The following is a 25585-nucleotide window of genomic DNA, read 5'->3' as shown; positions in this document are numbered from 1 at the left end:
CGGGATTCAACATGCTTCACTTCCTTGTTTTGACGCGGGCCGGTTGCCGCCGGTCATGCCCCGTCGATGTGCGACGCAGACTCGCTGCTCTGGCTTTGGGAATCGCCGCGATGCTGATCGTGTCCATTCTTTCGCCGACGATTCTGCAGGCCGAATCAGAAACGCGTCCCAACCTTGTTTTGATTCTGGCTGATGATTTGGGTTACGGCGACGTCAGTTATCAGGGCGCGCCGGATTTAAAAACGCCCAACCTGGATCGATTGGCCGCCGAAGGGATCACGTTTACCGGCATGCGTGCCAATTGCACCGTTTGTTCTCCGACCCGCGCCGCGATCATGACCGGACGCTACGCCGATCGGGTCGGTGTGCCGGGAGTCATCCGGACCATGCCGGCCAACTCGTGGGGACACCTCGCCCCCGGCGTGCCGACGATCGCCGATCGGCTGGGCGATGTCGGGTATCACACCGCGATCATCGGCAAGTGGCATTTGGGATTAGATTCGCCCAACACCCCCAACGAACGTGGATTTGATCTGTTTCACGGTTTTCTGGGCGACATGATGGATGACTACTACGACCACCGCCGCGGCGGCATCAATTTCATGCGTCGAAATTCGCAGGAGATCGATCCGGAAGGGCACGCGACGGAGTTGTTCACGCAGTGGGCGATCGACTATTTGAACCGGCGCAGCCAATCGCCCGAGCAGCCCTTCTTTCTTTATCTGCCGTACAACGCGCCGCACTTTCCCATCCAGCCGCCCCAAGAGTGGCTGGACCGAACGAAGGCCCGTTACCCGGACATGGAAGACAAACGGGCCCGCAACGTGGCGTTCGTCGAACACCTCGATTACAACCTGGGCAGATTCCTCACGCAGCTGGACAGTCTCGGATTTCGCGACAACACCGTGGTCGCGTTCACGTCTGACAACGGCGGATCGCTTCCGCACGGACAGCGGAATCTGCCCTGGCGCGACGGAAAACAGAGCCATTATGACGGCGGGTTGAAGGTCCCGTTCATCATTCGGCCGCTGGACAAACGCCTTGCCGGAACCAAATCCGACTATGCTGGGTTGACCTTTGACCTGACGGCGACATGCTTGGACTTGGCCGGCGCCCCACGTGACGCGGAATCGGACGCGGTCAGCCTGATGCCGATTTTGCAAGGCGATCCAATGCCGGACGACTCTCGTGAACTCTATTTTGTGCGACGTGAAGGCAACCAACGCTACGTGGGTGGCGCGTATCACGCCCTCATCCGGGGGAAATGGAAATTGATGCAGAATGACCCGTTCTCGCCGCTGGAACTGTATGATCTGGAAGCCGACCCACACGAAGAACACAATGTGATTGAAACGAATCCGAAAATCGTCGGTCAGCTGAAGCGTTCGCTTCAGGCACACATCCAGCGCGGCGGACGTGTCGCTTGGCAACCGTAACTCGCAGGCCGACTCCGATGATCCAGCCCGCATTGATTGCGTTGATTCGCGACGGGGAAACGACGATTTACATTGATCCGTTCGGATCGGTGTGTTTCGCTCGGCAATTGATTTGGGGCCAAGACGCGTTGGAGCAATGGCTCGCCGGACGCCAACCGGTCCATCAATTCGACACCGATTGCGAGGCCGGTGCGGTGATCGATTTTGATGCCCAGGCGTTGCTTTGGTACAGCGAAGAGGAACCGGTTGATCAGCCTCGAACGATCCAGTTGCTCGACAAGCTGATCGCCGAAGCGTGGCATGGATTCGAGATCTTGTATGCCGACGGGATGTGCGATCTGCAGATTGCCGCCGGCGATTCGATCAGCCACGCCAGCCAGCAACGGCTGCGGGTGGTCGATGAGAATGCCGACCCGCTGGAATTTCGCAGTGAGACGCTCGACGAGGAGTCTCCGCATTGCGAACAGTTTGACCTCGATGACGAAGGTGAGCGATTCGCTTGGGTGACGATTCTGGATCAAGACCAGTTGATCCACCATCGTTTGATCGGAGAGATCACCTCGGACGTGATTCGAAACGAAGACGATCCGTTGTCGCGACTGAAATCGCTTCCCGCCTACGACGTGCCCGCCGAGCAGAACGTGATCGAAGCGATCATCGTGAACGAGCCCGAGCGTCGGATCGAAATCTGGGGGGGGCGTGACATCCGAGCCGCCGCCGGTGAAATGGCACTCTACTGGCCGGACTGGGACGTGGAGTGTATCGAAGCCAACGGGTACGAGCATCAATGCCGTTTCAGCGGCCCCACCGGGACGCCCATGACGGCCGCCGAAGCGCTCGGAACGCTGGTCCCGATGCTGCTGATGACCGGGAACTTCGATCCGTCGGCGATGCTCGGCGAACTCGGCAAATCCTTCAAGGGCTTGATGGCAAAGCTGGTGACCGTGGTGACGGTGCTGGTCTGCCTGCCCTTCGTGATCTTTGCCTTGATCTCCGGCAATTGGAAAGCGGGGGGGATTACGATCGGCGTGATCGTGGCATTGGTGGTGATCACGTTCAAACTGATCGAGCGAAAATGGCGGCGTGGTTTTGCCGCCACGCTGTCCGAAGTCCATGCCGACCCGGCGATGCCTGACGAGAACGAACCAGCCACCGCCGGGCCGCTGGATCCCCGTCAACGGCGCCAACAACTCGATCAGCTGCTCTCACGAGCCGGCCTGCCCAGCCTGGCGGAGATCGAGCCCCATTTCGACAGCGATGTTCCCATGGCGGTGTAGCTCGCGTGTCTCCCTTGGACCGCGTCCGGGACAGATGCGTTACAATCCATCGCAACATCGAGACGATCGATGCAGTCGCCCCTCAGTCAGACATTCCCCTCACTTTTGCTCCCCCGATTCCCATCCATGCGATCGATCCTTTGCCTGTCCTTGGCGTTCCTATTTGCCGCCCCGCTTGCCGCCGGTTATCCGCTAGTGGCCAATGAACGCAACATGCTGTTCTGGTTTGATGCCGAAGGGAAGGTGACGGCAAAGGTGGAGCTGAAGGGGGCGCCCCATGACATTCATGTGCTCGAAAACGGCAACGTGCTGACACACCAGGGAACCGAGATCGTCGAATTGGACGCGCAGTCACGCGAAATCGTCTGGAGATTCGACGCGCGTTCATTGGCGACGGCCGAGAAGGTCGAATTGCACTCGATCGCGCTTTTGCCCGACGGTCATGTGATGGTGGCACTCAGCGGCGAAGGAAAGATCTACGAGATCGACCGCGATGGAAAGGTTCACAAACAGTTCGATCTCAAACGCGACCGCCCCCATCCCCACCGTGACACGCGTCTGGTCCGCCCGGTCATCGACGGCGACCAGTGGACGTATCTGGTCGCTCAAGAAGGCGACGGATATGTCCGCGAGTACAACCGCGACGGAAAGATCGTCTGGGAGTACGACGTGCCGCTGTTCGGCAAGCAGCCCAAAGGCGGACACGGCCCGGAGGCGTTTGGCGATTCCGTCTTCAGTGCCCTGCGTCTGCCCAATGGAAACACCTTGATCGCGACCGGAAACGGACACAGCATCTTGGAGGTGACCCCGGAAAAACAGATCGTCTGGCAGCTCGACCAGCATGATTTAGACGACATCACGCTGGCCTGGGTGACGACGTTGCAGGTGCTTGACAATGGCAACATCATCGTGGGCAACTGTCACGCCGGTGAAGGCCAGCCACAAATCATCGAAATCGATCGAAAGAAGAACGTCGTTTGGTCGTTCACCGATTTTGAGCACCTGGGCAACTCGGTGTCCAACTCCGTGGTGCTCCGCTAGCGGAGGGGCGGTCGGACACGTGCCGCTTGCTGACGCTTCCCGCTGGTATCCCAGCACGTGGCGTGAGCCAGTGTCGGGCGTTGATCGCGGGGCAAACACGTGCCGCTCGCTGACGCTTCCCGCTGGGAGACTCTGCCGTTTGGTCTGGCGGTGTGGTTTAGATACCGAACCGTTCGCGGGGATCGGTCAGTCCGTCGGCGAGCCGACGCAGGGCTTCGGTTTCGATCTGACGGACGCGTTCGCGGGTCAGGCCGAGTTCGGCGCCGATTTCTTTGAGCGTTTTCGGTTCGGTTCCGTCGAGTCCGAAACGGAGTTTCAAGACCATCGCTTCGCGTTCTTCCAGATCGCCGAGCAGTTCCATGGCGTGACGCAGGATGTCGTGATCGAGCATCATTTCGTCGGGAGCTTTCAGACGCTCGTCCATGACCATCTCGCCGAGTGACCACCCCGATTCGCTCTGGTCGCTTTGCGGCGTGCTGTTGCTGATGCGGATCGCTTTGCGGATGATCGGCAGCTTCTTCTTGGGCAGTCCCAACACCCGAGCGACCTCTTCGTTGGTTGGGGTGCGGCCGAGTTCTTCGCTCAACCGGGCGGTCGCACGGCGCCACTTGCTGAGCAATTCGACCATGTAGGCCGGAATCCGAATCGTTTTGGCGCTGTTGATCAACGCCCGTTTGATCGATTGTTTGATCCAGTAACTGGCGTAGGTGCTGAAGCGGGTTCCGACGGTGGGATCAAACCCCTCAACGGCTCGCAAAAGTCCCAGGTTTCCTTCTTCGATCAGGTCCTGCAGGCTGAGGCCTTTGCCGGTGTAGCCGCGGGAAATGTTGACGACCAAACGCAAGTTCGCACGGACCATACGATCGCGTGCTTCGACATCGCCCTGTTCGATCAGGGCGGCCAGTTCCAGCTCTTCTTTGGCCGTCAGCAACGCCGTCTCGTTGATCTCACGCAGATAGGTCTCCAGCGGTGACTGCGCCGCATCGGTCCTCCGACTCACTTTGCGAGTTTTCTTGACGTCAGCGAGATCCGGATCAACTGATGGGGCGACGAATTCAGACATGAGAATTTTGGGTAGGTTGAATCGGTGCGATTTCGCCACCGCGGACGAGCGCCGGTGGTCGCCGCGGGTGGGCGATCGCCGGAGAGAGGAACGTAAGCAGCTGGCAGTCGACATTCGCGGATGCCGTACGGACTGCATCGGATCCCAGGCAGACGAAACTGCAATTCCAGTGAATCGGGCACGGGTTTGCCAGCGTTGGCGATTGTTCCGGTCCTTCCGATTGTTCACAAAACGCGGCTGGGAACACCGAGCGGCGTGAAGGTGGCTTGTCGTCGGTCAACCAATGCCGTTTACTTTGTCGGTCTCTGGAACCGAAACAGACTACCCGCACGGTTGTTGTCCTGACATGTTGATCGACTCCCACCATCACCTTTGGAAATACTCCGCTGAGCAGTATCCGTGGATCAGTGACAGGATGTCGGTGCTGCGGAAGGATTTTTGGTCCGACGACTTGAACAGCCTGTCCGACGAACACGGCGTCGATGGCTTCGTCACCGTTCAGGCCAGGCAGTCGTTGGAAGAAACCGAGACGCTGCTCTCGCTTGCCCCGTCTCAGCCGCTGATCAAAGGCGTGGTCGGCTGGGTCGATTTTGCGTCCGATGAAATCACCGAGCAACTCGATCGCTTCGCCGGCAACGACAACTTGAAAGGCTTGCGTCACGTCGTTCAAGATGAACCCGACGATCGATTCATCCTGGGCGCGGCATTCAATTCCGGCATCCGCCAACTGGCCGGCCGAGACCTGGTGTACGACGTCTTGATTTTCGCACGGCAATTGGAAAGTTCGATCGAGTTCGTCCGGTCGCACGCCGACATCCCGATGGTGCTCGACCACATCGCCAAACCGACGATCAAGGACGGCGAACTCGATGCCCAGTGGGCGTCACAAATCCGCGAGATCGCTGCTTTGCCGAATCTGTCGTGCAAGTTTTCCGGCGTGGTCACGGAAGTCCGAGACACCTGCTGGGACATTGAAACCATTCGGCCGTATTGGGAGACCGTGCTCGAGGCGTTTGGCCCCGATCGATTGATGTTCGGAAGCGATTGGCCCGTCTGCCTGTTGAAATCGACCTATGAACGATGGCTGGAGGCGGTCCGGTCGTTGGCCGGCGAATTGTCCAGCGACGAACAAGAACAGTTTTTTGGCGGCACCGCCAAACGCATTTATCACTTGGAGTAACTTTGGAACATGCGCGCGATACAAATCAGTGAAGTCAAAACGTTAAAGCCCATCGAGATCGATCCGCCGGGGGCGCCCGGCCCCGGACAAGCGCTGGTGCGAACGCATCGGATGGGCGTCTGTGGAACCGACATCAGTTGTTATCTGGGGAAGTTTCCGTTTTTCGATTTTCCCCGCATCCCCGGTCACGAGCTGGGCGTGGAAGTCGTTTCGGTCGGTGACGGCGTGACGAACGTAGCCGCCGGCGACCGTTGCAGTGTGGAACCCTACATGAACTGTGGGACGTGCTATCCCTGTCGTCGTGGTGCAACCAACTGTTGCCAAAACCTGAAAGTCATCGGCGTGATGATGGACGGCGGGCTGTGCGAGTCCTTTTTGGTTCGCGCCGACAAGTTGCATCCGTCCAAGAAACTCTCCTTCGACCAACTCGCGCTCGTGGAAACACTGGCGATCGGTTGTCACGCCAATGACCGCGCCAATCCACAACCGGCCGATCATGCGATGATCATCGGGATGGGGCCGATCGGGTTGGCGACGCTGGAGTTTGCGAAATTCACCGGCGCAAAAATCAGCGTGATGGACATGAATCCCGATCGCTTGGAGTTCGTCCGAAGCAATTACGGGATCGAGAACACCATCCAGTTCAAAGGCGATGGCAGTGAATTGGAGCGGATGCGTGAGCTGACCGGCGGCGATCTGTATCAATCGATCGTCGACGCGACGGGAAACCGTCACTCGATGAGCGGCGCGCTGAACTATCTGGCCAGCACCGGATCGTTGGTTTACGTCGGCATCACGACCGACGAAGTCACCTTCCGGCACCCGACGATGCACAAGCCCGAAGCGTCGATCTTGGCGTCACGCAACGCGTTGCCCGGCGATTTCACCCGGATCATTCAATTGATCGAAATGGGGATGATCAACACCGATGCTTGGATCACGCATCGAACCGACATGGATCGAGTCTTGTCGGATTTCGAATCCTACACCAAACCGGAAACCGGGGTCATCAAGGCGGTGATTTCCGTCAGCGGTTGATCACAGATCCAAACCGGCCACCCAGCGGGCCCAGTCGGGTTCGTCCTTGGGGTCCAACAGCGGTTCGGGAATGACGGCCAGACGCTTGCTTTCAGGCGTCCCCGGCGTTTGGGCTCGAACGGTCAGCAATCCATCGACGTTCAATTCGAAACCGATGGAGCGTGTTCGTTTGAGTTGATTGTTGGAATCCTTGTCGACCTGGAATTCGTAGCGTCCCAGGGAGTGCCATTTGTCGCCGTTCACGCCGGAGGATTCGACGACCGACAGGGTCATGGAGAATCGATTTTTGGCGATCGTCAATTTTCGGTTGGTGCGTGCCGGCAGTTTTTCACCGCGGGGGATGATCGGCAAAATCCGCCGCCGCCCGCGACTGTCTTCGATCACGATTCCGATCGTCTGGCTGGAAACGCATCGCGGCGGCAACAGCATGTCACTCCGCTGGGGCAATTCGGCGGCCAGGCAGGCGGCCGCGCCACGCGCGATGTCACTGTGATCGACGACACGGACATCCAAGTCGGGCGATAGTTTTTTGAACAATCGGGTCTGCAGGGCATCGATCCGCAACAGCGGCCCGTGGATCACGGCCGAACCAATTTTCTTGGGATGCACGCCCGCCTGCTGACAGACCGCATGCATGTCGCGACGGATTCCGTGAATCAGATCGGCACATCGTTCCAGCCACGTGTTTCGCGACACCGTGATCGAATAGGGGCGATCGTCTTTTTCGATGCTGATCGTCACCTCCGACAGCATCAGCAACGAATTCATCGCATGTTCGCACGCCATCTGCAACCGCGACGCTTGGATCGTTTGCTCGGTCGGATCGAAACCATGGCGTTGCCGAAACCCGTCGGCGGCCAGCGTGACCAAGCGGTGTTGCCAGCTCAGCATGCTGGTATGCCAATGGCCTGCGGTGGCCAGTTGTTTCAGCTGCATGCCGTCGCGTTGCACCAACGCGACCTCGGTGGCTTGTCCCGACAAACCGATGAACAGCATCGTTTCGGCCGAATTGATGTCGATCGGTTTGTTCTCGCCGGACACCACGCCATCGATGTCCAGCAGCAGTGACTGGATCGCTGCGACGTTTCTGTCGACCAGACGAACGGATTCGAGCCCCGCGATGCGACAGGCTTGCTTGATGCTGCGTCGATGGAATTGGTCGTAACACGCCGGCACCACCATCGACGTCAACTTGGGCATGGCGCGTCCCGGCCAGGCGTTGGAGACGATTCGCCGGATCGCCAGCGCCAGCAGAACTTCCGGCGGGCAATGGCTTCCGGCAATCTCGCGGCGGACCACGTCTTTGCCGATGTACATCGGCAGGCAGTGCACGACATGCTTCGGCGCGACCCGACGCATCTGGTTGGCGTCCATGTCAAACAACAGTCGTCCGTGGTCGTTGGCAATCACCATCCGGAACAACGGCTGGTCATCGGCGCCGGCGACTAAGTTGTGGATGCCGACCCCTTGCACCGATTCCGCCGCCGCGGCGTAGGACATCCCCATGTCGATGCCGAACACGGGTTGATTGGCGATCGCGGTGGACCCGCCGGACATCGTGGAATCGTTGACGCTGGATTGTCGATTGACGAACTCCGCCAACCAGGCAGGACTGTGCGACTCCTCGGCATAAGCGCCCAGGTCTTCCACGACCTCGTCCAAGGACGCGTAGCGTTCGCTGAGCCGTTTGGCCATCATCCGACGCAGCAGATTGGACAACCCCAGGTCGACGTCACTGCGCAGTTGCATCAGATCGGGGATCTCGCCGTGACGATGGCCATAGACCTGGTCTAGGTATTCCCCCTGGAACGGCGGTCGGGCGGTCAGCAGAAAGAACAGCACCGCCCCGAGGGAATAAATGTCGCTTCTGGGGTCCGCTTCGTCGGGGGATTCGAGCTGTTCGGGGGACATGTAGGCCAACGTCCCGATCAGGCGTCCCTTGCGTTTGTGATGGGAATCGGGGTCTTGCACGCGGCCCAATTCGCGGCCGTCTTCGGACCACAGGACGTTGCTGATTTGGGCCAGCCCCAGATCCAACACCTTGATCGTCCCGTCGACAGCGCGAATCAGGTTGCCGGGTTTGACATCGCGATGCACGATGCCGGCGCGATGGGCGTGCAACAATCCCAAGGCGGCTTGGCGCACGATCGCGGCGGCCATTCCCGGTGACAGGGGACCGTTTTTGGAAACCAGTTTCGTCAACGTCAATCCGTCGACGTACTCCATCACCAAATAATGGATCCCGCCAAATTCGCCGGCGTCAAAGGCGGTGACAATATTCGGGTGCATGACGCGTGAGGCGGCGCGGACTTCGTCATAAAACCGCTCCACCGACGCTTCGTCCGAGATTCGATCGCTCCGCAACACTTTCAACGCGACCTTGCGTTGCATCCGCACGTGTTCGGCGGAAAACACCTGACCCATGCCGCCCGAACCGATCAGGCCCGTGATGCGATACTCGCCGATCTGCTTGGGCACCTTGCCTTCGGAGTCCGCCGAGCGTTTTCCCGGGATGCTGACGGCGGTCGCTTTAGCCGCTTCAATCGCCTGATCGGAGGCCACGCTGAGTTCGATTTCCGGTTCGGAAAGGTCGCCGATCTCGCAGGTCGCGGGATCGGCGCCGACCGCTTCGCTGTACGTCGGCAAACTTCCAAGCTCCGCCGAGTCGACGACGCGACCTTCGAACTCGCTGGAAAGCGAATCGGGCGTCAAATCATCGCTATCGGAGAGGGATCGGGACAAAGTGATGGACGTCGCGGTGGGGAAGGGGCGAGGTGAAGGTCGAGTGAGATCCGTCCACCCGATCGACCCATCCAATATATCGCAATACCGGTGGAGTTGTCGGACTCGGATCTGGCACGTTACTCTAAGACCCGGAAAACGAAGTCGGCAGGTTGTCGCCCGACTCGTCCGTTAGTCTTCACACGAACTCGGCCCATTATCTTGCCAGCACCGGATCAATCGTCAATATCCGACCGCCAGCCCTCTGATCAGCCGGCGGGTGAGTCGGATCCCCGCGTCCTTCGGATTGCAACCCGAGAAAGCCCCCTGGCCCTTTGGCAGGCACAGCACGTCGCCCAACTGCTGGCCAAGCACACCATTGCGCCGCGGATTGTGCCGATGGTCAGCAGCGGCGATGTGGACATGCGGCCGATCGACGGCAAACGCTCCGTCGGCGTGTTCACCAAACGAATCCAGCAGGCCCTGTTGGACGACGAGGGAGACGTAGCGGTGCATTCGATGAAGGATCTGCCGACCGAAGCCCACCCGCGTCTTCGAATGGTGGCCTCGCCGGCGCGAGAAACGGTGGCCGATTGCCTGGTCTCGCCGAGGGGGTTGGAACTGGACGCGTTGCCCAACGCCGCCCGAATCGGTACCGGCAGCCGTCGCCGCGCGGCTCAGTTGCTGAAGCTCCGCCCCGATCTGGACGTCCAACCCATTCGCGGTAACGTCCAGACACGGCTGCAAAAGATGCGGGACGGCGAATACGACGCCATCGTGCTCGCTGCGGCGGGAATCGAGCGGCTGGAGATGCATGATCTGCCCCGCGTCGAGCTGCCGCTGGAATGCATGCTGCCCGCTCCCGGCCAAGGCGCCTTGGCGATCGAGGTACGCGGCGATGATGCCGATGCCGTCGCAGTGGTCTCACAAATCAATGTTCCCCGTTCGACCGCCTGCACGCTGGCCGAACGGACGTTGCTATCGCAACTTCACGGCGGCTGTTTAGCGCCGATCGCCGCCTTGGGAACGGTCTCCGATGTGTCGGCCGGCGAGGAACCCCACTCGGTCCTGCACTTGGTCGCCCGCGTGTTGTCGCTCGATGGCAAAGTCTGCTTGGAATCCGAAGCCGACACGATGCTGGACGTGGCATCGGACGACTGGCAATCCACGGCGAACGCGTTGGGACGCCAAGTAGCCGAGATGCTGATCGACCAGGGAGCCAAACCGCTGATCGAAGCCGGACGGTAAGTCGTCAGATGATTCCTAGCGGCAGGGCGTCAGCCCAATACTGCTTACTTTGGCACTGAGGGAGGTAGCGGAACGGCGCGAGCCGTCCGGTTTGACCTTGAAAGACCGGAGGGCTCGCGCCCTGCCGCTAACAAAAGCACCCCGTTTGGCGCCAAAGTAAGTGACATTGGGCGCGAGCCCTCCGGTCCTTCACGCCGGAGAAGAACGCGTTGATATTTTGTGATGAAGCGCGCCGCGAGTCGCTAAAATCGGTCGACAAAACGTTGCATCCCTTCCACGTTCCCCACTTCCCCAGGTACACACCGGTGCTGACACGTCCCAAGCCATCCGACCGCGCTGCCGTTCCCCCCAGTCGCCGCCAATTCATCGCCGTCGCCGGTGCGACGTGCGTCGCCGCTTGTGCGGCGACCGGTGATGGCGTCGCCCCGGCCACCGTCGCTGCGGCGGAACCATTTGCCCGCAGCGGTGGAGCTCGCTTTCGCGTCGGGTTGGCCGCCTATTCGTTACGCAACTACTTTTCGTTCATGAAAGGAAAACGAAAGGAACCAGCCTCCGACGGCAAAGCGATCGACATGGTCGGGTTCCTCGATTACTGCGTCGCGCAGGGCTTGGAGGCGGCTGAATTGACGAGTTACTTTTTCCCGCCGGATGCCGACGACGCGTACTTCCTGGAACTCAAACGCCAAGCGTTCCTTCGCGGCGTGACCATTTCCGGCACCGCGATCGGCAATAACTTCACCCAGGGTGCCGGCGACAAAATGGAGCGGGAGATTGAAACCGCGATCGGGTGGATCGACAAAGCCGCCGTGATGGGGGCTCCGCACATCCGCTTCTTCGCCGGCAAAGGAAAGGAACTGGATGATCATCCCGAACGCATGAACGAGGCGGTTGCCGCGATGAAACGCTGCGCCATGCGGGCGGGCGAGCGAGGCGTTTTTCTGGGGATCGAAAACCACGGCAATCTCCGGCCCGACCAACTGTTGCCGATCATTCATGCCGTCGACCATCCCTGGGTCGGCATCAACTTGGACACCGGCAATTTCTACAGCGACGATCCGTACGGTGATCTGGAAAAATGCGTGCCCTTCGCCGTCAACGTTCAAGTCAAAGTCAACATGAAGAAACCCGATGGCACGGAGTATCCGGCCGACATGGATCGGATCGCTGGGATTCTGCGCGACAGCGGCTACCAGGGGTTCGTGGTCCTGGAATACGAAGACGAAAACCCCTACGAACACATTCCGGCGGCTTTAGATCGGATGCGCAAAGCACTCGGCGTCTGACAAAAAACGTTACGACCGTTGCGTCCGAAACAACCGGACGGGTTTCCGGGATCGGAAAGGTCAAAAGCAGACTTTTCCTGAAGCTTTTGTATTGAACCCGCCGGAATCGGACTAATGTCTAGGTGTGCGAGGGACGCGACACGCAGCAAGCACAACAACGAGATATTAAGCGTCCCCCCGTGCGAGGCGGGGTCGGTTCTTCGGAATCGGCCTCGCCTTTTTTCGTATCTGCGTCGACCAGGTTGTCATCGCCAGGACCGCCAGCAAACTGGCCAGTACGGCGTACAGCGGTTGCCGCCATGGCCCCAGTGCTTGGACCAGCAACACCAACAACGGTCCATCGAGCACAATGGCCACGATCCAGCCCGACCAGGCCGCGAGATTTATGTTGGCCGTCACGCTACGAACCAAGCCGTACGCGAGACTGGGCAAGACCAGCAAGTAGCCGCCGCCGGGTAGCAAGAAAGCCAGCACGGTGCCCAACGCGGCGGTCACCAGCCAGATCCAATCGCTGACCAGTTTGAATTCTTCCGCGGATGCTCGCGATACCAGCCACTCCAGCAGGAACGTGGCGGCCAGAAAGGACGCGGCGATCGTGAACAGCCCTGCCGGCAAATCAATCGGCGTGTATTTCACCGCGTTCCATGGTGTGGTCAACAATGCGAATCGGATTGCCAGACCGACCGCCAGACCGATCAGGATCGCCCACAGCGTGTTCAGCACATGCCGTGGCAGACGTCGCCAAGGGTGCCGCAGACGCAGACAAACCACACCGATCAAGACAACCGCGATCAGCGCCAACACCTGCTGCACACGCTCGCTGAATTGGATCACGGTCAGACCGTACAGATCAAAGAACACGGCGTTGTCGGCATCCGGCTGCGTGGATGCCTGCTGCACGCGTTGCACGACGTCGGCGGGTAATCGATCGACGGCGCGGTGCATCGAGAACAGGTGCGCCCCCATGTGTTGCAGTGTTCGATCGCTCAGGTTGTCCGGCGTATCGTCCATCTGGTGATACCGATGAGCGCCCCCGATGACCGCGTAGTTGAATCCGGGCAGACCGAGCTTGCCATGCCAAGCGTTAAAGTCGGTCGCGTTGGGGAGCATCCGATAGACAGTGACGGCCAGCGAGGACGTGATCTTGGGCGGCGCCAGATCGTCAATCAACACGCTGACCCAAGCGTGATTGCCGGAATGCGTTTCGAACATCGGGATGCCGCCGCTGCTGCCCCTGGCATCGAAGTTCAAGACGAACATCGGTGTGGGGAACGGCAGTGAGTCTTGGGCCGCGATCGCGTAGGCACCCAACAACCCGAATTCTTCTCCATCGGTGAACAGGTAATGGGTGGTGTGGACCGGTGGTGAGTTCGCCAGCACACGTATGTGTTCGACCAAGGCGACGACCGCCGATCCCGCGTCGCCGGCGCCGGGACCCCAGCGGCAGGAGTCATGGTGGGTGGCCACCAGAATCGGTGCCAGCGATGGGTCCGAGCCTTCGATGGTGACCCACAAGTTCTTCAACACCGTGTCGGGCGGCAACAGATCGATACGTCCTTTGGGATGCCGATCCTGACGCTCGGGATCGAACGGGATTTCGATCCGCCGAGTTGAGACCCCGTAGCTGTCAAGCTTTTGTTCCAGTCGCTCTAAAAATGCTTCGCCGGCCGCCGTGCCCGTCGTGTGTTTCTGCGGGGGATCGCCCAACAATTCAACCAGAGTCGCACGCATTCGCGCCGCCGACGGCTGATCGACCGGGGCATCTGCCGCCAACGGTGCTGGCCCGCGGTATTGGTACCAACCCAAGCAGACCGAAAGGGCCAACGTCAACGTCGAGACGATGATTCGTCTCCCGAACTGTGACGCGTCGCGTTTCAAACCCAAATCTCCTTCGAACAAGTGGCGTACGCTTCCAGCTTGCGACCACCAGTGGCGTACGCTTCCAGCTTGCGATCACCAGTGGTGTAAGCTTCCAGCTTGCGACCAACAGTGGTGTAAGCTTCCAGCTTACCAATGGCAAGCTGGAAGCTTACCCCACTTTTATGCCGCAAACGAGGTCGACGGTTGTGTGAATCGAAGGGCGATTTGCGCGACGATTTGTTTTGCGGCGTCGATATCGGAAAGCTGCAGTTGTCCCATCCGCCGCATGTCGCTGCGGACTTTGCGTGATTGCCGTCGCGGCAGCATGTCGAGAACGGTTTCGGCGGTCTCGTTGGGCAAACCGCACAAAACCAAGAACGCTTGTTTGGTCGACACCATGCCGAGGGCACGGCAAAGATCCTGGGGCGGTAGTTGCGTCAAGAATCGATCGACTCGTTCGGCCAATTCCGCCGGATGACACAGCGTTTCGTCGGCGTAGGCGTCTGCTTCGTTGGCGGGTTGGTCGTCCACCGCGTACCGGCTTTCATTGATTGGCAACACAACGGGACCCTGGTCCGACGCGTCGTCTTGCGATTGTCGGGACAGACTGCTTTCGTTTTGCCGCAGCGCCGATGGCAAGACGCCGGCGGCCTGTGTCTGGTGAAACTGAGCAAACATGCGTTCCACCGTTTCACGGTTCGGCGGCTGCGAGGCCGCAGTCGAGGCATCGGCGCGGGATTGCTCTGCGGGGGCCGTGGCTTTGGCGGGCTCCGTGTGCTCCGTGGGCGGCACCTCGACCGCAGCCGATTCCGCCGGTGGTGTTGGGCCAAGGCCGCTTTCACGTTGAAAATCCGCAGTCGCGTCGGCGACCGAATCGGTACCTCGATAGATCGATTTGGAGCGTTTTTGAGAGACTCTGGCTCGGCCGATTTGAATCTCGTCCTGAATCTCCGATTCCACTTTTTCGACGCGGCTGGTTTCGGTCTGCAGCTCGTCGCGCATCCGCTTCATCACATGGACCTGCTCCATCGCATCGATTTCACCCATCGCCGACATCTCTTGGGCGATGCGTTGTTTGTCATCGTTGCCCAGTTGTCCTAGCAGGACGCGGTGGGTCCGACGTGGCAGCGTGTGCAACAAGATGGCGATCTGGCGGATCGAATCGCCGCGATCGGCTTGGGTGCCGGAGTGTGTTTCGGTCGGGGTGATCATGGACGGGATAGATGGGTCGGGTCATTGGAACGATCGGGTACCGTCGGCAGACGCCAAACCCGCTCAGGCGGCGTCGGCCATCCAGCTGTGGACGATCTGCGCGGCCAGTTCGGGGTTGGATTCGACCAGTTCGGCCAAGTCGTCTCGCATGGTGGTATCGGCGGCATTCGATTGGGGCTTGGCCGGCCGATCGGGGTGTCGCGGTGAGGGTTTGCTGTTTGGCACTTCGGTGACCGATGACGCCGTCATCGAAGGATTTCGCAATCGCATTCGCATGGTGGCGATGGCAAATACGCTGGCGACCAACAACAGGCTTCCCAGCGAAATCGCCAGCACCGGATTGTCTTGAAGCGGTCCGATCACGCCGGCCCATCGACCGACCGTATCGACCGGTGATGGATACTTGGGCGTCTTGTCCGGATCCGGAAAGCTCCAGACTCGCACCGTTTGTTCGTCGCTGTCGGCATCACTCGCCACCAACGGTTTGACCGCATCCCGAATATTGTCCATGACTTTGACGCGCACGCCGTCAAGTTGTTCTTGGGTGGGCGCCAGCGGCAAGGCACCGTCGGGATGTTGCGATCGATAATCGTTGACCCATTGGGCGTGGAACTGGCTTTCGGGCACTCCGACGGAAACACGCATTTCAAACTCGCCCGATGTCGATTCTTTGTGAATCGACTTGGACAGCGCGATCGGTTTACCGTCGCCCGACTCGCAGAACACCGACCGTGCGGCGATGTGCAGCCCGCGATAACCGCCCAATAATTCGGTCAGGCGTTGTTCCAATTCGTATTCCGCTTGACGCTGTTGGCGGGTCAAGGGATCGTCCGATCCGTTGTACGTTTTCCGCGCCGACGTGTCCGTGACAGTCACTTGATCCGCTTCCATGCCGGCGTAGGCACCGGCGACCAGGTTCTGGATCATGCTGATCCGTCCCGGCGCAATCGGCTTGCCACTGTCGGAGACCAGCAGCACGCTGGCGGATTGGATCGTGCGGCCGTCAAACCCGCCGGCGGATTGCTCGTCATAGTCGACGCTGGCCCAGAGGATGTCGTCAAAGGCCGCGATCTTTTTTCCCAGGTCGCGTGCCTTGGCATATTGGTGACGCGTGCGTCGGGCCGATTCCGATTCGAAATACGGTGCCTCACCGAGCGCCTCTTCGACGCTGCTTTGCAAGGCGTAGGGATGTGCGGAGGCTTGCTCGAGCGCCGCCAGGTATTCGTGCCGGGTCTCACGCGGGATCAACATCCGTCCCTCTTCGCGCCGCCAATCGCTCAAGCCCGCTTTGCTGAACGCGAACTCGACTTGACTGAGTTCCATCTCCCGCAGCACCTTTCCGCCAAAGAGCGGCTCCATCGTTTCCGTCGAGCCGGCGGGCGTGACGTAATAGATTCCACCGACAATCAGCAGCCCTGCGATCGCACAGGCGACCGCTCGTGACAGAGCCGACGCCCCGGAGAGCGGCGGGACGGTGTCGAGATGGGATTTGAATCGTTCGGTCCGCTGACGCAACACGCTTAGGCTGCCAATCGACTACTGGATGATTGCGATGGGAACACGATGGTGACAGCCACGCCGCCCTGGGGGCAGTTCTGCCACTGCAGCTCTGCGTTGATGGCGGCCGCGGCGATCGGCAGGTGACGCTCGCGTTTGGTCGCATCGGTCCCGCTGTCGGCGATCTCCAACTCCAATCCCGATTCGCTCTGGCAAGCGGTGATCATTAGATCGCCACCGTCAGGCATCGCCTCCAACGCCTGCTTGCTGAGCGCCGTGATCAGATCCGCCGTGCGTTGGTGGTCGCAGGGGATGGGGATTTCCAAGTCGATGTCCAATTCCAGGCACACCGGCGCTTGGTGTTGGATCAATAACGGTGCGGTCACAGTCTCGACAAGAACCAAGAGGTTCCTGCACTGTTCCGGTTCCATCCATCCTTTGGCCATCGTGGCCTCCGCATTTATCGAATGTTCAAATGATTTTGACGACCCGCGGGATGCGACACGTCATCGACGCCGGCGATGGATTTCACCTGAGCAAAAACAGGGAAAAATCGTCGGAATGACTCAAGTCGTTCTCCACAATGGACCGGCATAGCCTTTTCTCGGCGGTGGTCGCAAGGCGGATTGGCCGGCAAAGTGCCATCGAGAACGACAAGCCGGGGGGCCGCGTCCCCTCGGACGCCTCGATTTTTTGTCAATCAGGCGTATGATGGCCCTAGAGTCTTTGGCATGTCTGCGTTTCTGACTGCATCACTCTCTGCCCCACAAGAAATTCGAACTTTCCATGCGTTCACTGACTTCCCTGCTGACCATCACCACGCTGATCGTCTCCGCCACCTGTTTCGCCGACGATGCCCGTGGGCAAGGATTGCTGCAACGGCTGCGAAGTCGGATCGTGCCGCTGATCCAAGATCAACTGCAACCGCAAGACGGCGAAGCCGCCAACAGCGCCCTGCCGGCTCGCCCGCTGCCGCGTGCGGGAAGCCAGCCCCGTGCGGGAAGCCAGCCCGGTGCCGCTAACCAGCCCGGCGCCGCCAATCCGGCAAACGGAGCGGCTCAGAATCCCGCCGCCGCCGGCCGAACCGATCAGGCGAATCCGCGGGCACGCTATCGCCCCCTGGCTCGTCCGGGCAGCGGCGTCAGTCGCATTCCGGCCGTCAGTCCAGCTCCGGCTGCCAGTCCGACGCCGGCCGTCGGGCCCGGCGGCGTCCGGCAGGCGGGGGCTGAGACGCAGTCCCAGGCCGACGCCGACTCTCCAGCTCCCCAGCGATCCCAATCGTTCGGTCGCTCGATTCTCTCCCCGCTCGACTTCGACGACGAAGGTGGTCCGGCAGCTGCCGGCTCTGGAGCATCCGCCGGCACCGCTGCATCGATCGGCATCAAGGCGATTGACGCCGATCCGGGCTACCCGGGTGTTCAAATCACCGAATTCGCCAGCCATTCCCGTGCCGACCGAGACGGGCTGCGCGTCGGCGACTTCATTTTTGCGATCGACGGGGTGCCCACGCCATCGGTTGCCGCCTTGGTCGGTCAAGTTGCCGCCCGTCAGCCCGGCGATCGGGTTCGCTTGCGGATCGGGCGGGGCGGACAAGTCAGTGATCTTGACATCACGTTGGTGGCCAAGCCCGGCACCAACGCGGCCCCGGCGAACGAGCTGACGAAATCGCCTGTCGCCAGCGGTACGTCGGCCACTGACCCAGCGGCATCGGGCCGAAATCCGATCGCCGTGCCCCTCCAGGCCGCCACCCCGGCTGCGGCACAGACTGCTGCACGGCCGAAGATCGGCGCGGAGGTTCGCGATGTGCCCGGCCGACGCGGTGTTCAAGTGATGAAGATTCAGCCCGGATCGCCGGCGGACAAGGCCGGCCTGAAAACCGATGATCGCATCGTCGCGATTGACAGCAAAATGGTTTCCGACACCCAGCGTCTGTTCGACCTGCTGGCGCTCGCTTCGCCTGACGATTCCGTGGATTTGCAGTTGATCCGAGACAATCGTCTCGTCAATGCCACACTGTCGCTGCGATCCGGTGATGGACCGACGGTCGCTGGCCAAGCGACGGACGCCACCGACCCCACGCCGGCCGCCAGCGATTCATTGGTCGGCGGCCTCGGTTCGGTGCTCGGCGGCATGTTCGGCCAGTCGGCCACGCCATCGCAAACACCCTCCAACACGCCGGATCCGGAAGCCGACACGGCGAAACAGGCCGCTGAGCCGGAATTGCTTCCCGCGGCAAAGAAGCCGCAGCCGCAGCCAGAAAGTAAGACGCAAGCTGACCCGTCAGGCGAATCGGAATCGGTGCGAGCCGAGATTCAACGACTTCGCGACCAACTGCAAAAGCTCGAGTCGCAACTCGACGACTAAATCGCAAGGAAGACCCACAGATGGCAGCGCGAACCCACGAGTGACAGTGTGCCAAAGATCCGTGGGTTCGCGCTGCTATCCGTGGGCTCCGCGATCATTTCCTCAGCGATCATTTCATCGCTCGGCTAAGGTACAGTCTGCCCCCTATTTCCAGGTCGACAAACGCAACCCTAAGGTTCAAACCCGGCCGAAGCACTAACCCGCCATGGCGGAGCGGAAGCTCAACACCGCGGGCGTCTCGTCGGCCGGCAACGCTTCCTTCACCAGGTTGCTGGTCAGCGTCATTTTCAACGCCGCCACCTGATTCGGCTCGATCGCGATTCGGCTTTGCACGAACCAGCCGACGTGCGGGGAGCGACTTTCTTGGCGGAGCACCAGGGTGCTGGAACCGTCGCCATCGCTTTCGCGTGCAAGCACCAGTCGCTGGTCGCCAGAATCGCTTGGGAAGACGTTCAGAATCATCGAATTCATCAGAAACCTGGATAGATGACGCGGGCGAAGGAGGGACGTCAAAAAACTGCGCGGTGTTGAAAGTGATTCTCAACAACAGAGGAGTTTAGTGATTCTCCGTTGCGCGTCAATCTTTCAAATCGGTGTAAAGTCTTCCAATTTGGTGGACGACAGAATCCGGCGTCGCAACCCGCTGTTCGACGTAACCGATTGGCTGGGAACAGGTTAAGAGAAAAGGACGGATTTTGCTCCGGCGATTGGCACAATTCCTGCATCTCTCCCCTGCCGCGTACAAGGATGTGACAGCCTTGACGAGTTTCTCACCCTCTCTCGCCGGTATCGGCAAAGGAAACTGCCATGTTAGTTCTCTCACGAAAAGTTGATCAGCAGATCAAGATTGGCGACGACATTACGGTGACCGTGGTCCGTGTGGAAGGAAACCGAGTTCGAATCGGAATCAGCGCTCCCCGCGACGTCCGCATCCTTCGCGGTGAATTGGACGCCGAACAGTCGATCGACGGAGAAGTCGAATTCGAGCTTTCGGAGCGAGAATTCGCCTTCGCCCACCAAAACGCATCGGATCGCATCAAGTCGGCCAAAACGCGTCCGTCGGTCCGACCGCAGGTCTTCACCGGATCGGTCACCGCCGACGGCGGCAAGGTGGAATTGAGGGGCGATTCGCCGACGCGAAAGGCCAAGCCGGCACCCTTGGCCAGCTTCGTTTCGGCGTCCTAAGCCGGGAGCGATATGTGTTCCCGGTCAACACCTCCCTTCTCCGCGAATGGACTCGCGGCACCTTCCCTGCGACGCCTTCAGCCCCGGCTGTCCAGCTTGAAACTTGAAACCTGAAACTTGAGACTTGAAACTTGAAACTCTTACCGCTCAAAGCCAACTTTCCGAACCGTAGTTGATTCGCCCGCTGCTGCGGATTCGACAGCGTTTTTCGGCATCGTCGCAACACGGTCGGCCGAATCGATGTCTCGAAGATGTTCCAACAGGATGCGGCGGACTTCAAAGATCGCTTGACCGGTCATGTGGATCTTGGTGTGCTCGGCATCGACGATCAGTTCGCTTTCGGTGTCTTCCATCGTGGCGCTTTCATAGGCGACAATGCCATCGCCGCGACCGGCTTTCTTTTGCAGCAGCGTCGGGTCTTGCAGGATCCCGATGATGTTGTGGTACTTGACCGACGGTGAGTATTTCGCCCGCTGCATGACGGGGAAGATCGGCGAGTCGGGGGCCAGCGAATCGATCGCGTTGGCCATCGTCAACAGTTCGGTATCACGAAACAGGTTGGGATTATTCTTGACCAGATTCTCGCCCATGGTGACGTTCATCGTCGGCAGCTTGATGAACTTTCGGGCCAACCAGCGGGTCAATTCATTGGCGAACTTGCTGCCGCGGTGGGGCGTTCCGATGGTGATCACCCGGCTGACCGATTGATTGGGCTTGAAGAACAGCGTGCTGACCAGCTTGTTGCGCTCTTCGGCTGCTCCCCGCAGTTTCTCTTGCGGTTGGTCGCTGACGATTCTCCAGAAATCATCGCCGCTATCGATCGTCTGCATGCGACTGATCAGTCCGCCCATGCTGTGCCCGACCAAGACCATCTGATCCATCGGGGCATCGTTGTGTGCCGGGTCAAATGTGTGGCGTAGATCGTGGAGGTCCGACCGCATTTGCATCGCACTCAACCAAAACGGCTGGCCGGACGGATACAGATAGAACCAGAACTGGTAGCGTTGGCGGATCTCCGGAAAACTGCGGAGGTCGTTGAACATGTCCATCCACGTCCGGGGGCTGGACCACAGGCCGTGCACCATCAGCACCGGGATCCGGTTGGGATCATACGGTTCCAGCATGTACAAGCCGCGGTTTTTGGCGGCATCGGCGGGGTTCAGCAGGCCTTCGGTTTCGTGGTTTCGCTCACGAAATCGCGGCGTGTCGAGAAAGAAAGCCAGCGGCGTGGTCAGATCGGTTTCCAGCGGCACCCAGTGGTTGGCCAATTTGACCTGGTTGGCCGTCAGCGGATCGAAAAATTCGAGGACACAAGTGTTGGCGTCGCCGTATTCACCGTGCTCCGGTTTGGCACAGCGCATCATCGCAGTGACGCTGTAGCTGAGCTCGTCGGGGTAGTATTTCTCACGCGGATCGTTTTTTTCGTTGCTCTTCCGCACCGCGATCATCGGCACGCCTAATCCGAACGTCGTGTGCTTGCTCCGCAGCGTTGCGATCTCGTAATCGCTGACAAATTCGTAGTGATCAAACTCGTCGGGCTTCCAGTTTCCGCGCAGTTGAGTCTGGATGACGAACTCGCGGTCGGGTGTTTTGACCCGGTAGGTTTGGCCCGGTTTGATGTGATGTTCTTCGCACAGCAGGCGGAGCGTGTCTTCCAGCGATTCGTTGTACAAATCACACGTCGCGCGAAACTGCGGGTCGTATTGGTTTCGTGTTTCCGACAGGTCTTCGTCGAACAGATAGTCGTAGCTGTTGGTCAGCGCGACACCGAAGTGGCCCAGGGCGTCACTCTGGTCGCCCTTGGTTTCCGCCTTCTTGCCTTCGACGTATGACAATTCGGCGAGTGCATGAATCAGCTCGGGGTCACGGTTGTCCCGCAACGTGGTTTGTATTTTTTTCAGACAGACGTGGGCGTCCTGATCGTAGCCGTCGCGAAGTCCATAGCGTCGCAACGTGTTCCACGTCCGCTCGCTGATTTGCGGGCCTTGACGGGTCATCAGCCGCAGCTGGGCGGCCAACGGGTTGTCGCGAACCGACCGAGCCGTCAAATACCGAGCGGTCGAGCATCCGCCGGAAAGACACAGCAGCAGAAACAGCCCGACCAGTTGCCCAATCCGCAGTCGGCAAACGCGTTGCGAAATCGCCGACGTCGCCGCGACCGCAACCATAGGTTCAATTTCCCCTCCCGCAGAAGCCGGCGCAGCACCGCACGATACAGCACGACACGATGCGGGGCGACGCGTGATCGCATCGGCATCGGATTCGGATCGTGGTCGGCCAAACGGAGCGGTCGTGGGTTCGAGCAACATCCTGTCAATCGAAGCGGTGGGGGGCAAGAAGCGCATGACGTTGGCGCAGCTGGCCGGACAGTAGAAAGCCGCCGGCCTCCGTGTCAACGCAGACCGCGGGACCGTCCGAGTTTCACGACTGAGAACAGGATCGCAATCGGCTTGGCGTCCCACCCCTTCGGGCGACCGCTCCGGGCGGCGGGGGGACGATGAAACCTGCATGATCGGTACCCGCCGTTTCGGTAAGTACGGAAGTTCACGAGGAAACGTCGGGGGGAGCTTGACGAGGGACGAAGATTCTCGGAAACTGCCGCTCCCAGTTTGACGCGGCCGTGGCGGAACTGGCAGACGCGCTAGGTTGAGGGCCTAGTGGGAGATAATCCCGTGGAGGTTCGAGTCCTCTCGGCCGCATTCGGAAAAGCCCGTGTTTCACGGGCTTTTTTCGTTTTCGGATCGCGGACAACTTGTTCGTCGCCCTCGTCGGACTGGACAGAAATGGACTCCAAATGACCCAGTTGGACAGATTCTGGTGGAACACTTTCGGTCTGAGGATCCGCTGGAGCCGTGAATGCCCAACGCCTGACTTCCCGACTGCGATTGGTGCAACTGAAACGCGTTCACTGGATTTCATCAAACCTCGGTTTCGTAGTATTCGCTTTTGATGCCAAGGTTCGATTGGTGCGCGGTCGACTCGGCCGAGTGAGACGGACCGGCGTCTCTCATGACGACCGTAAAGTGATTGCTGAATGCAACGGGATCGTTGGAACGCATTTGTTTGGCGTGGCGACGTGTCTTAGGCCCGGAGGGCCGATAGAGTGTCTGCCGGTGGTGCCAGCCACCGGGGATGGACGGCATTTTCTTGGCGGACGGCGCAGCTAGAATCAGGGAATGAGTCGGCCATTACCTGACATTCCCAAACGCAGCGAACCCATTGCAGGCGATATTTTTCGCGCGATCGCCGACTGCACCGTCGACTGGGAAAGTTGGCTGTCGTGTGAGGGCGAAGTCTTGTGGGTGAACAGGGCCGTTGAGCGATTCACGGGCTACTCGCCGGAGGAGTGTTTGGCGATGAAGGATTACCCGTTGCCGCTGATGACGCCCGAGCACCGCGAGAGGATTGCCCGATACTTTGCCGAAGCCGGTCGCGGTAGCACCGAAAACAACATCGAATTCGAGTGTCTGCACCGCAACGGGTCGACGTCTTGGGTGGCGGTGTCTTGGCAACCGATGACCGACTCCGACGGGCGATCATTGGGCTTTCGGGCGAGTGTGCGCGACATTTCGGAAAAGCGGCAAATGCGAGAACAGTTGCGTTTGCACAACGAGCATCTGGAACAACTCGTGCAAGAACGCGCGGCCCGGGTGGCGGAGTTGGAACAGCATCGGCTGAAGATGGAGAAGCTCGCGGCGCTCGGCGAACTGGCCGCAGGCGTGGCGCATGAGATCAACAATCCGCTGGCCGGCATTCGCAACGCGTTCGCATTATTGAAACGACACATTCCCGCTGACGTCAAACACTACGACAAGCTTGACTTGATCGACGGCGAAATTGAACGGATCAGCGGCATCATTCATCAGATGTATCAGCTTTACCGCCCCAGTCAGCAGCGGGCCTCGACGTTCTCGCTCAAGCAGGCAGTGGACGTGGCCATCACGCTGGCGCTTCCCCTGTCGCGAAAAGCGAACGTCAAGGTTTCGGCCTCGTTCGGTTCACCGGTCGCGGTCGGGGCGTCGGGGAAAAACGCGGGCCTTGGTTCCGACGAGGTTGTCTTGCGTGAAGGCGAATTGAAACAGGTGCTGTTGAACTTGATCCACAACGCCATCTAAGCTTCCGAAGCGGGGGCTCAGGTCAACGTCCACGCTCGGGCGGATGCGAGACACACCATTGTGACGGTGACGGATCATGGGCACGGCATCGCGAAAGAAGACATCGAACGAATCTTTGACCCATTCTTCAGCACCAAGACAGAGACGGTCGGCCAGGGAATGGGCCTCGGGTTGTCGGTCACCCGGGGGATTGTGGAAGCGATGAACGGAACCATTGACGTGACGAGTGAACCGGGAGAATTGCCTGCGTCCTCTCAAGCGAAATTGCTGCGGGCGGTCCAAGAGCAAACCTTCACACCCGTCGGCGACAGCAAACCGGTCACAGTCGACACGCGATTCATCTGTGCGACCAACCGAGACTTGCAAGCCGAAGTCGACGCGGGCCGGTTGCGACAAGACCTGTACTATCGGCTTGCCGTCATTCCAATCGAACTCCCACCGCTTCGCGACCGCGGTGACGATGTGGTGACGTTGGCCGATCACTTTCTGAGGCGTCTGCGTCCGAGCGGATCCAAAGTGGTGGGCTTTTCCGACGACGTGATTGACTGCTTCCGCACCTACCGCTGGCCCGGCAACATTCGGGAATTGCGAAACGTGATCGAACGCACCATCACGCTTGCGCGCGGCAGCACGATCGAGGTCTCCGACCTTCCGCGGCAATTGCAATCGCCGGAAGCTGGCAATTCCGATGCAGCGGCGCTGTCGGAAATCTCACGCGATGAAGCACTCGATGATGCCGATCGGGCGTATCTTTCAGCGGTGCTGAAGAAACACAACGGCGTCATCGCGAGCGCGGCTCGACAAGCCGGTCTATCGCGTCAAGGTTTGAACAAACTGCTGAAACGACACGGAATCGACGCGGACGATTTCAGGTAACCTTCCGCGACTGGTGCAGTTGCCGCTACGGGAATTCACAGAAATCAACTTGAATGTTACCAAGTATGTTGACTACACAAGGTCGAACAACATCAACTCAGCCGTGCCAGCAGTCTGTAGATCGAATCTTCATCGCTAATGGCGGCTCCGTCGCTTGTTTCCAGTCGCTCACCATTCAGGGCTGACCTC

General features: G+C 59.8%; 20 protein-coding genes and 1 tRNA gene. 12 read left to right on the top strand and 9 right to left on the bottom strand.

Features of this window, described 5'->3' with window-relative positions; genetic code table 11:
* The first annotated feature begins 11 nt into the window (after positions 1-11).
* From TBK1r_RS25110 to TBK1r_RS25100, 3 genes are all read left to right on the top strand, one after another.
* Complete coding sequence (locus TBK1r_RS25110; RefSeq protein ID WP_419580375.1) at positions 12-1436, top strand: sulfatase family protein; 1425 nt, start codon at positions 12-14, stop codon at positions 1434-1436.
* Positions 1437-1453: 17 nt separating this feature from the next.
* Positions 1454-2713 (top strand): hypothetical protein, encoded by a 1260-nt coding sequence (locus TBK1r_RS25105; protein WP_145217110.1) that lies wholly within the window; start codon positions 1454-1456, stop codon positions 2711-2713.
* A 126-nt stretch (positions 2714-2839) separates the two neighbouring features.
* The gene (locus tag TBK1r_RS25100) at positions 2840-3754 is read left to right on the top strand and encodes an outer membrane protein assembly factor BamB family protein (RefSeq protein WP_145217107.1); all 915 of its coding nucleotides are present in this window, start codon (positions 2840-2842) and stop codon (positions 3752-3754) included.
* Positions 3755-3911: 157 nt separating this feature from the next.
* Here TBK1r_RS25100 and TBK1r_RS25095 read toward each other — a convergent pair whose 3' ends face one another.
* Entirely contained in the window at positions 3912-4817 is a 906-nt protein-coding gene (locus TBK1r_RS25095) for a sigma-70 family RNA polymerase sigma factor (RefSeq protein ID WP_145217104.1), read from the bottom strand.
* A 346-nt stretch (positions 4818-5163) separates the two neighbouring features.
* Here TBK1r_RS25095 and TBK1r_RS25090 point away from each other — a divergent pair, with 346 nt between their 5' ends.
* Entirely contained in the window at positions 5164-5997 is an 834-nt protein-coding gene (locus tag TBK1r_RS25090; protein ID WP_145217099.1) for an amidohydrolase family protein, read from the top strand.
* A 9-nt stretch (positions 5998-6006) separates the two neighbouring features.
* Positions 6007-7035: a zinc-binding alcohol dehydrogenase family protein gene (locus TBK1r_RS25085; protein ID WP_145217096.1), complete on the top strand. Its 1029-nt coding sequence runs from the start codon at positions 6007-6009 to the stop codon at positions 7033-7035.
* Here the strand turns inward: TBK1r_RS25085 and TBK1r_RS25080 are convergent, their stop codons facing one another.
* On the bottom strand, positions 7036-9777 hold the full coding sequence (locus TBK1r_RS25080; RefSeq protein WP_145217093.1) for a protein kinase domain-containing protein: 2742 nt from the start codon (positions 9775-9777) through the stop codon (positions 7036-7038).
* A 201-nt stretch (positions 9778-9978) separates the two neighbouring features.
* On the opposite strand from TBK1r_RS25080, the gene hemC reads away from it, so the two are divergent.
* Together hemC and TBK1r_RS25070 are read left to right on the top strand one after the other, a co-directional pair.
* Positions 9979-11004 (top strand): hydroxymethylbilane synthase, encoded by a 1026-nt coding sequence (gene hemC / locus TBK1r_RS25075; RefSeq protein ID WP_419580374.1) that lies wholly within the window; start codon positions 9979-9981, stop codon positions 11002-11004.
* A gap of 305 nt (positions 11005-11309) precedes the next feature.
* Positions 11310-12287 (top strand): sugar phosphate isomerase/epimerase family protein, encoded by a 978-nt coding sequence (locus tag TBK1r_RS25070; protein WP_419580373.1) that lies wholly within the window; start codon positions 11310-11312, stop codon positions 12285-12287.
* A gap of 165 nt (positions 12288-12452) precedes the next feature.
* On the opposite strand, the gene TBK1r_RS25065 is transcribed toward TBK1r_RS25070, so the two are convergent.
* The 4 genes from TBK1r_RS25065 to TBK1r_RS25050 all read right to left on the bottom strand — a co-directional run bounded on the left by TBK1r_RS25065 (position 12453) and on the right by TBK1r_RS25050 (position 17302).
* Entirely contained in the window at positions 12453-14165 is a 1713-nt protein-coding gene (locus TBK1r_RS25065) for a M28 family peptidase (protein WP_145217090.1), read from the bottom strand.
* Between the two features lie 162 nt (positions 14166-14327).
* Positions 14328-15359, bottom strand: coding sequence for a FliG C-terminal domain-containing protein (locus TBK1r_RS25060; protein ID WP_145217087.1), 1032 nt, complete (start codon positions 15357-15359; stop codon positions 14328-14330).
* Between the two features lie 63 nt (positions 15360-15422).
* Positions 15423-16874 (bottom strand): hypothetical protein, encoded by a 1452-nt coding sequence (locus TBK1r_RS25055; RefSeq protein ID WP_419580372.1) that lies wholly within the window; start codon positions 16872-16874, stop codon positions 15423-15425.
* Positions 16875-16879: 5 nt separating this feature from the next.
* Positions 16880-17302, bottom strand: coding sequence for an ATPase (locus TBK1r_RS25050; RefSeq protein WP_095738389.1), 423 nt, complete (start codon positions 17300-17302; stop codon positions 16880-16882).
* Between the two features lie 340 nt (positions 17303-17642).
* Between TBK1r_RS25050 and TBK1r_RS25045 the strand changes: the two genes are divergently transcribed.
* The gene (locus TBK1r_RS25045) at positions 17643-19220 is read left to right on the top strand and encodes a PDZ domain-containing protein (RefSeq protein ID WP_145217081.1); all 1578 of its coding nucleotides are present in this window, start codon (positions 17643-17645) and stop codon (positions 19218-19220) included.
* Positions 19221-19415: 195 nt separating this feature from the next.
* Here the strand turns inward: TBK1r_RS25045 and TBK1r_RS25040 are convergent, their stop codons facing one another.
* A complete protein-coding gene (locus tag TBK1r_RS25040) occupies positions 19416-19691 on the bottom strand; it encodes a hypothetical protein (RefSeq protein ID WP_145217078.1) in 276 nt (91 codons plus the stop codon).
* A 336-nt stretch (positions 19692-20027) separates the two neighbouring features.
* Here TBK1r_RS25040 and TBK1r_RS25035 point away from each other — a divergent pair, with 336 nt between their 5' ends.
* The gene (locus TBK1r_RS25035; protein WP_145217075.1) at positions 20028-20405 is read left to right on the top strand and encodes a carbon storage regulator; all 378 of its coding nucleotides are present in this window, start codon (positions 20028-20030) and stop codon (positions 20403-20405) included.
* A 140-nt stretch (positions 20406-20545) separates the two neighbouring features.
* On the opposite strand, the gene TBK1r_RS25030 is transcribed toward TBK1r_RS25035, so the two are convergent.
* Positions 20546-22573, bottom strand: coding sequence for an esterase/lipase family protein (locus tag TBK1r_RS25030; protein WP_145217072.1), 2028 nt, complete (start codon positions 22571-22573; stop codon positions 20546-20548).
* A gap of 446 nt (positions 22574-23019) precedes the next feature.
* Here TBK1r_RS25030 and TBK1r_RS25025 point away from each other — a divergent pair.
* Positions 23020-23104, top strand: a tRNA-Leu gene (locus tag TBK1r_RS25025).
* Positions 23105-23323: 219 nt separating this feature from the next.
* Here TBK1r_RS25025 and TBK1r_RS25020 read toward each other — a convergent pair.
* Complete coding sequence (locus TBK1r_RS25020; RefSeq protein ID WP_145217069.1) at positions 23324-23548, bottom strand: hypothetical protein; 225 nt, start codon at positions 23546-23548, stop codon at positions 23324-23326.
* A gap of 33 nt (positions 23549-23581) precedes the next feature.
* Between TBK1r_RS25020 and TBK1r_RS25015 the strand changes: the two genes are divergently transcribed.
* Both TBK1r_RS25015 and TBK1r_RS25010 read left to right on the top strand, forming a co-directional pair.
* Positions 23582-24520, top strand: a complete 939-nt coding sequence (locus tag TBK1r_RS25015; protein ID WP_145217066.1) for a PAS domain S-box protein — start codon at positions 23582-23584, stop codon at positions 24518-24520.
* Between the two features lie 66 nt (positions 24521-24586).
* Positions 24587-25396, top strand: coding sequence for an AAA-type ATPase lid domain-containing protein (locus TBK1r_RS25010; protein WP_473772457.1), 810 nt, complete (start codon positions 24587-24589; stop codon positions 25394-25396).
* Positions 25397-25585: the final 189 nt, after the last annotated feature.

Source organism: Stieleria magnilauensis, from assembly GCA_007753675.1.
In the GTDB taxonomy this organism is placed as follows: Bacteria; Planctomycetota; Planctomycetia; order Pirellulales; family Pirellulaceae; genus Stieleria; species Stieleria magnilauensis.
This window is presented reverse-complemented; position numbering and strand designations above follow the sequence as displayed.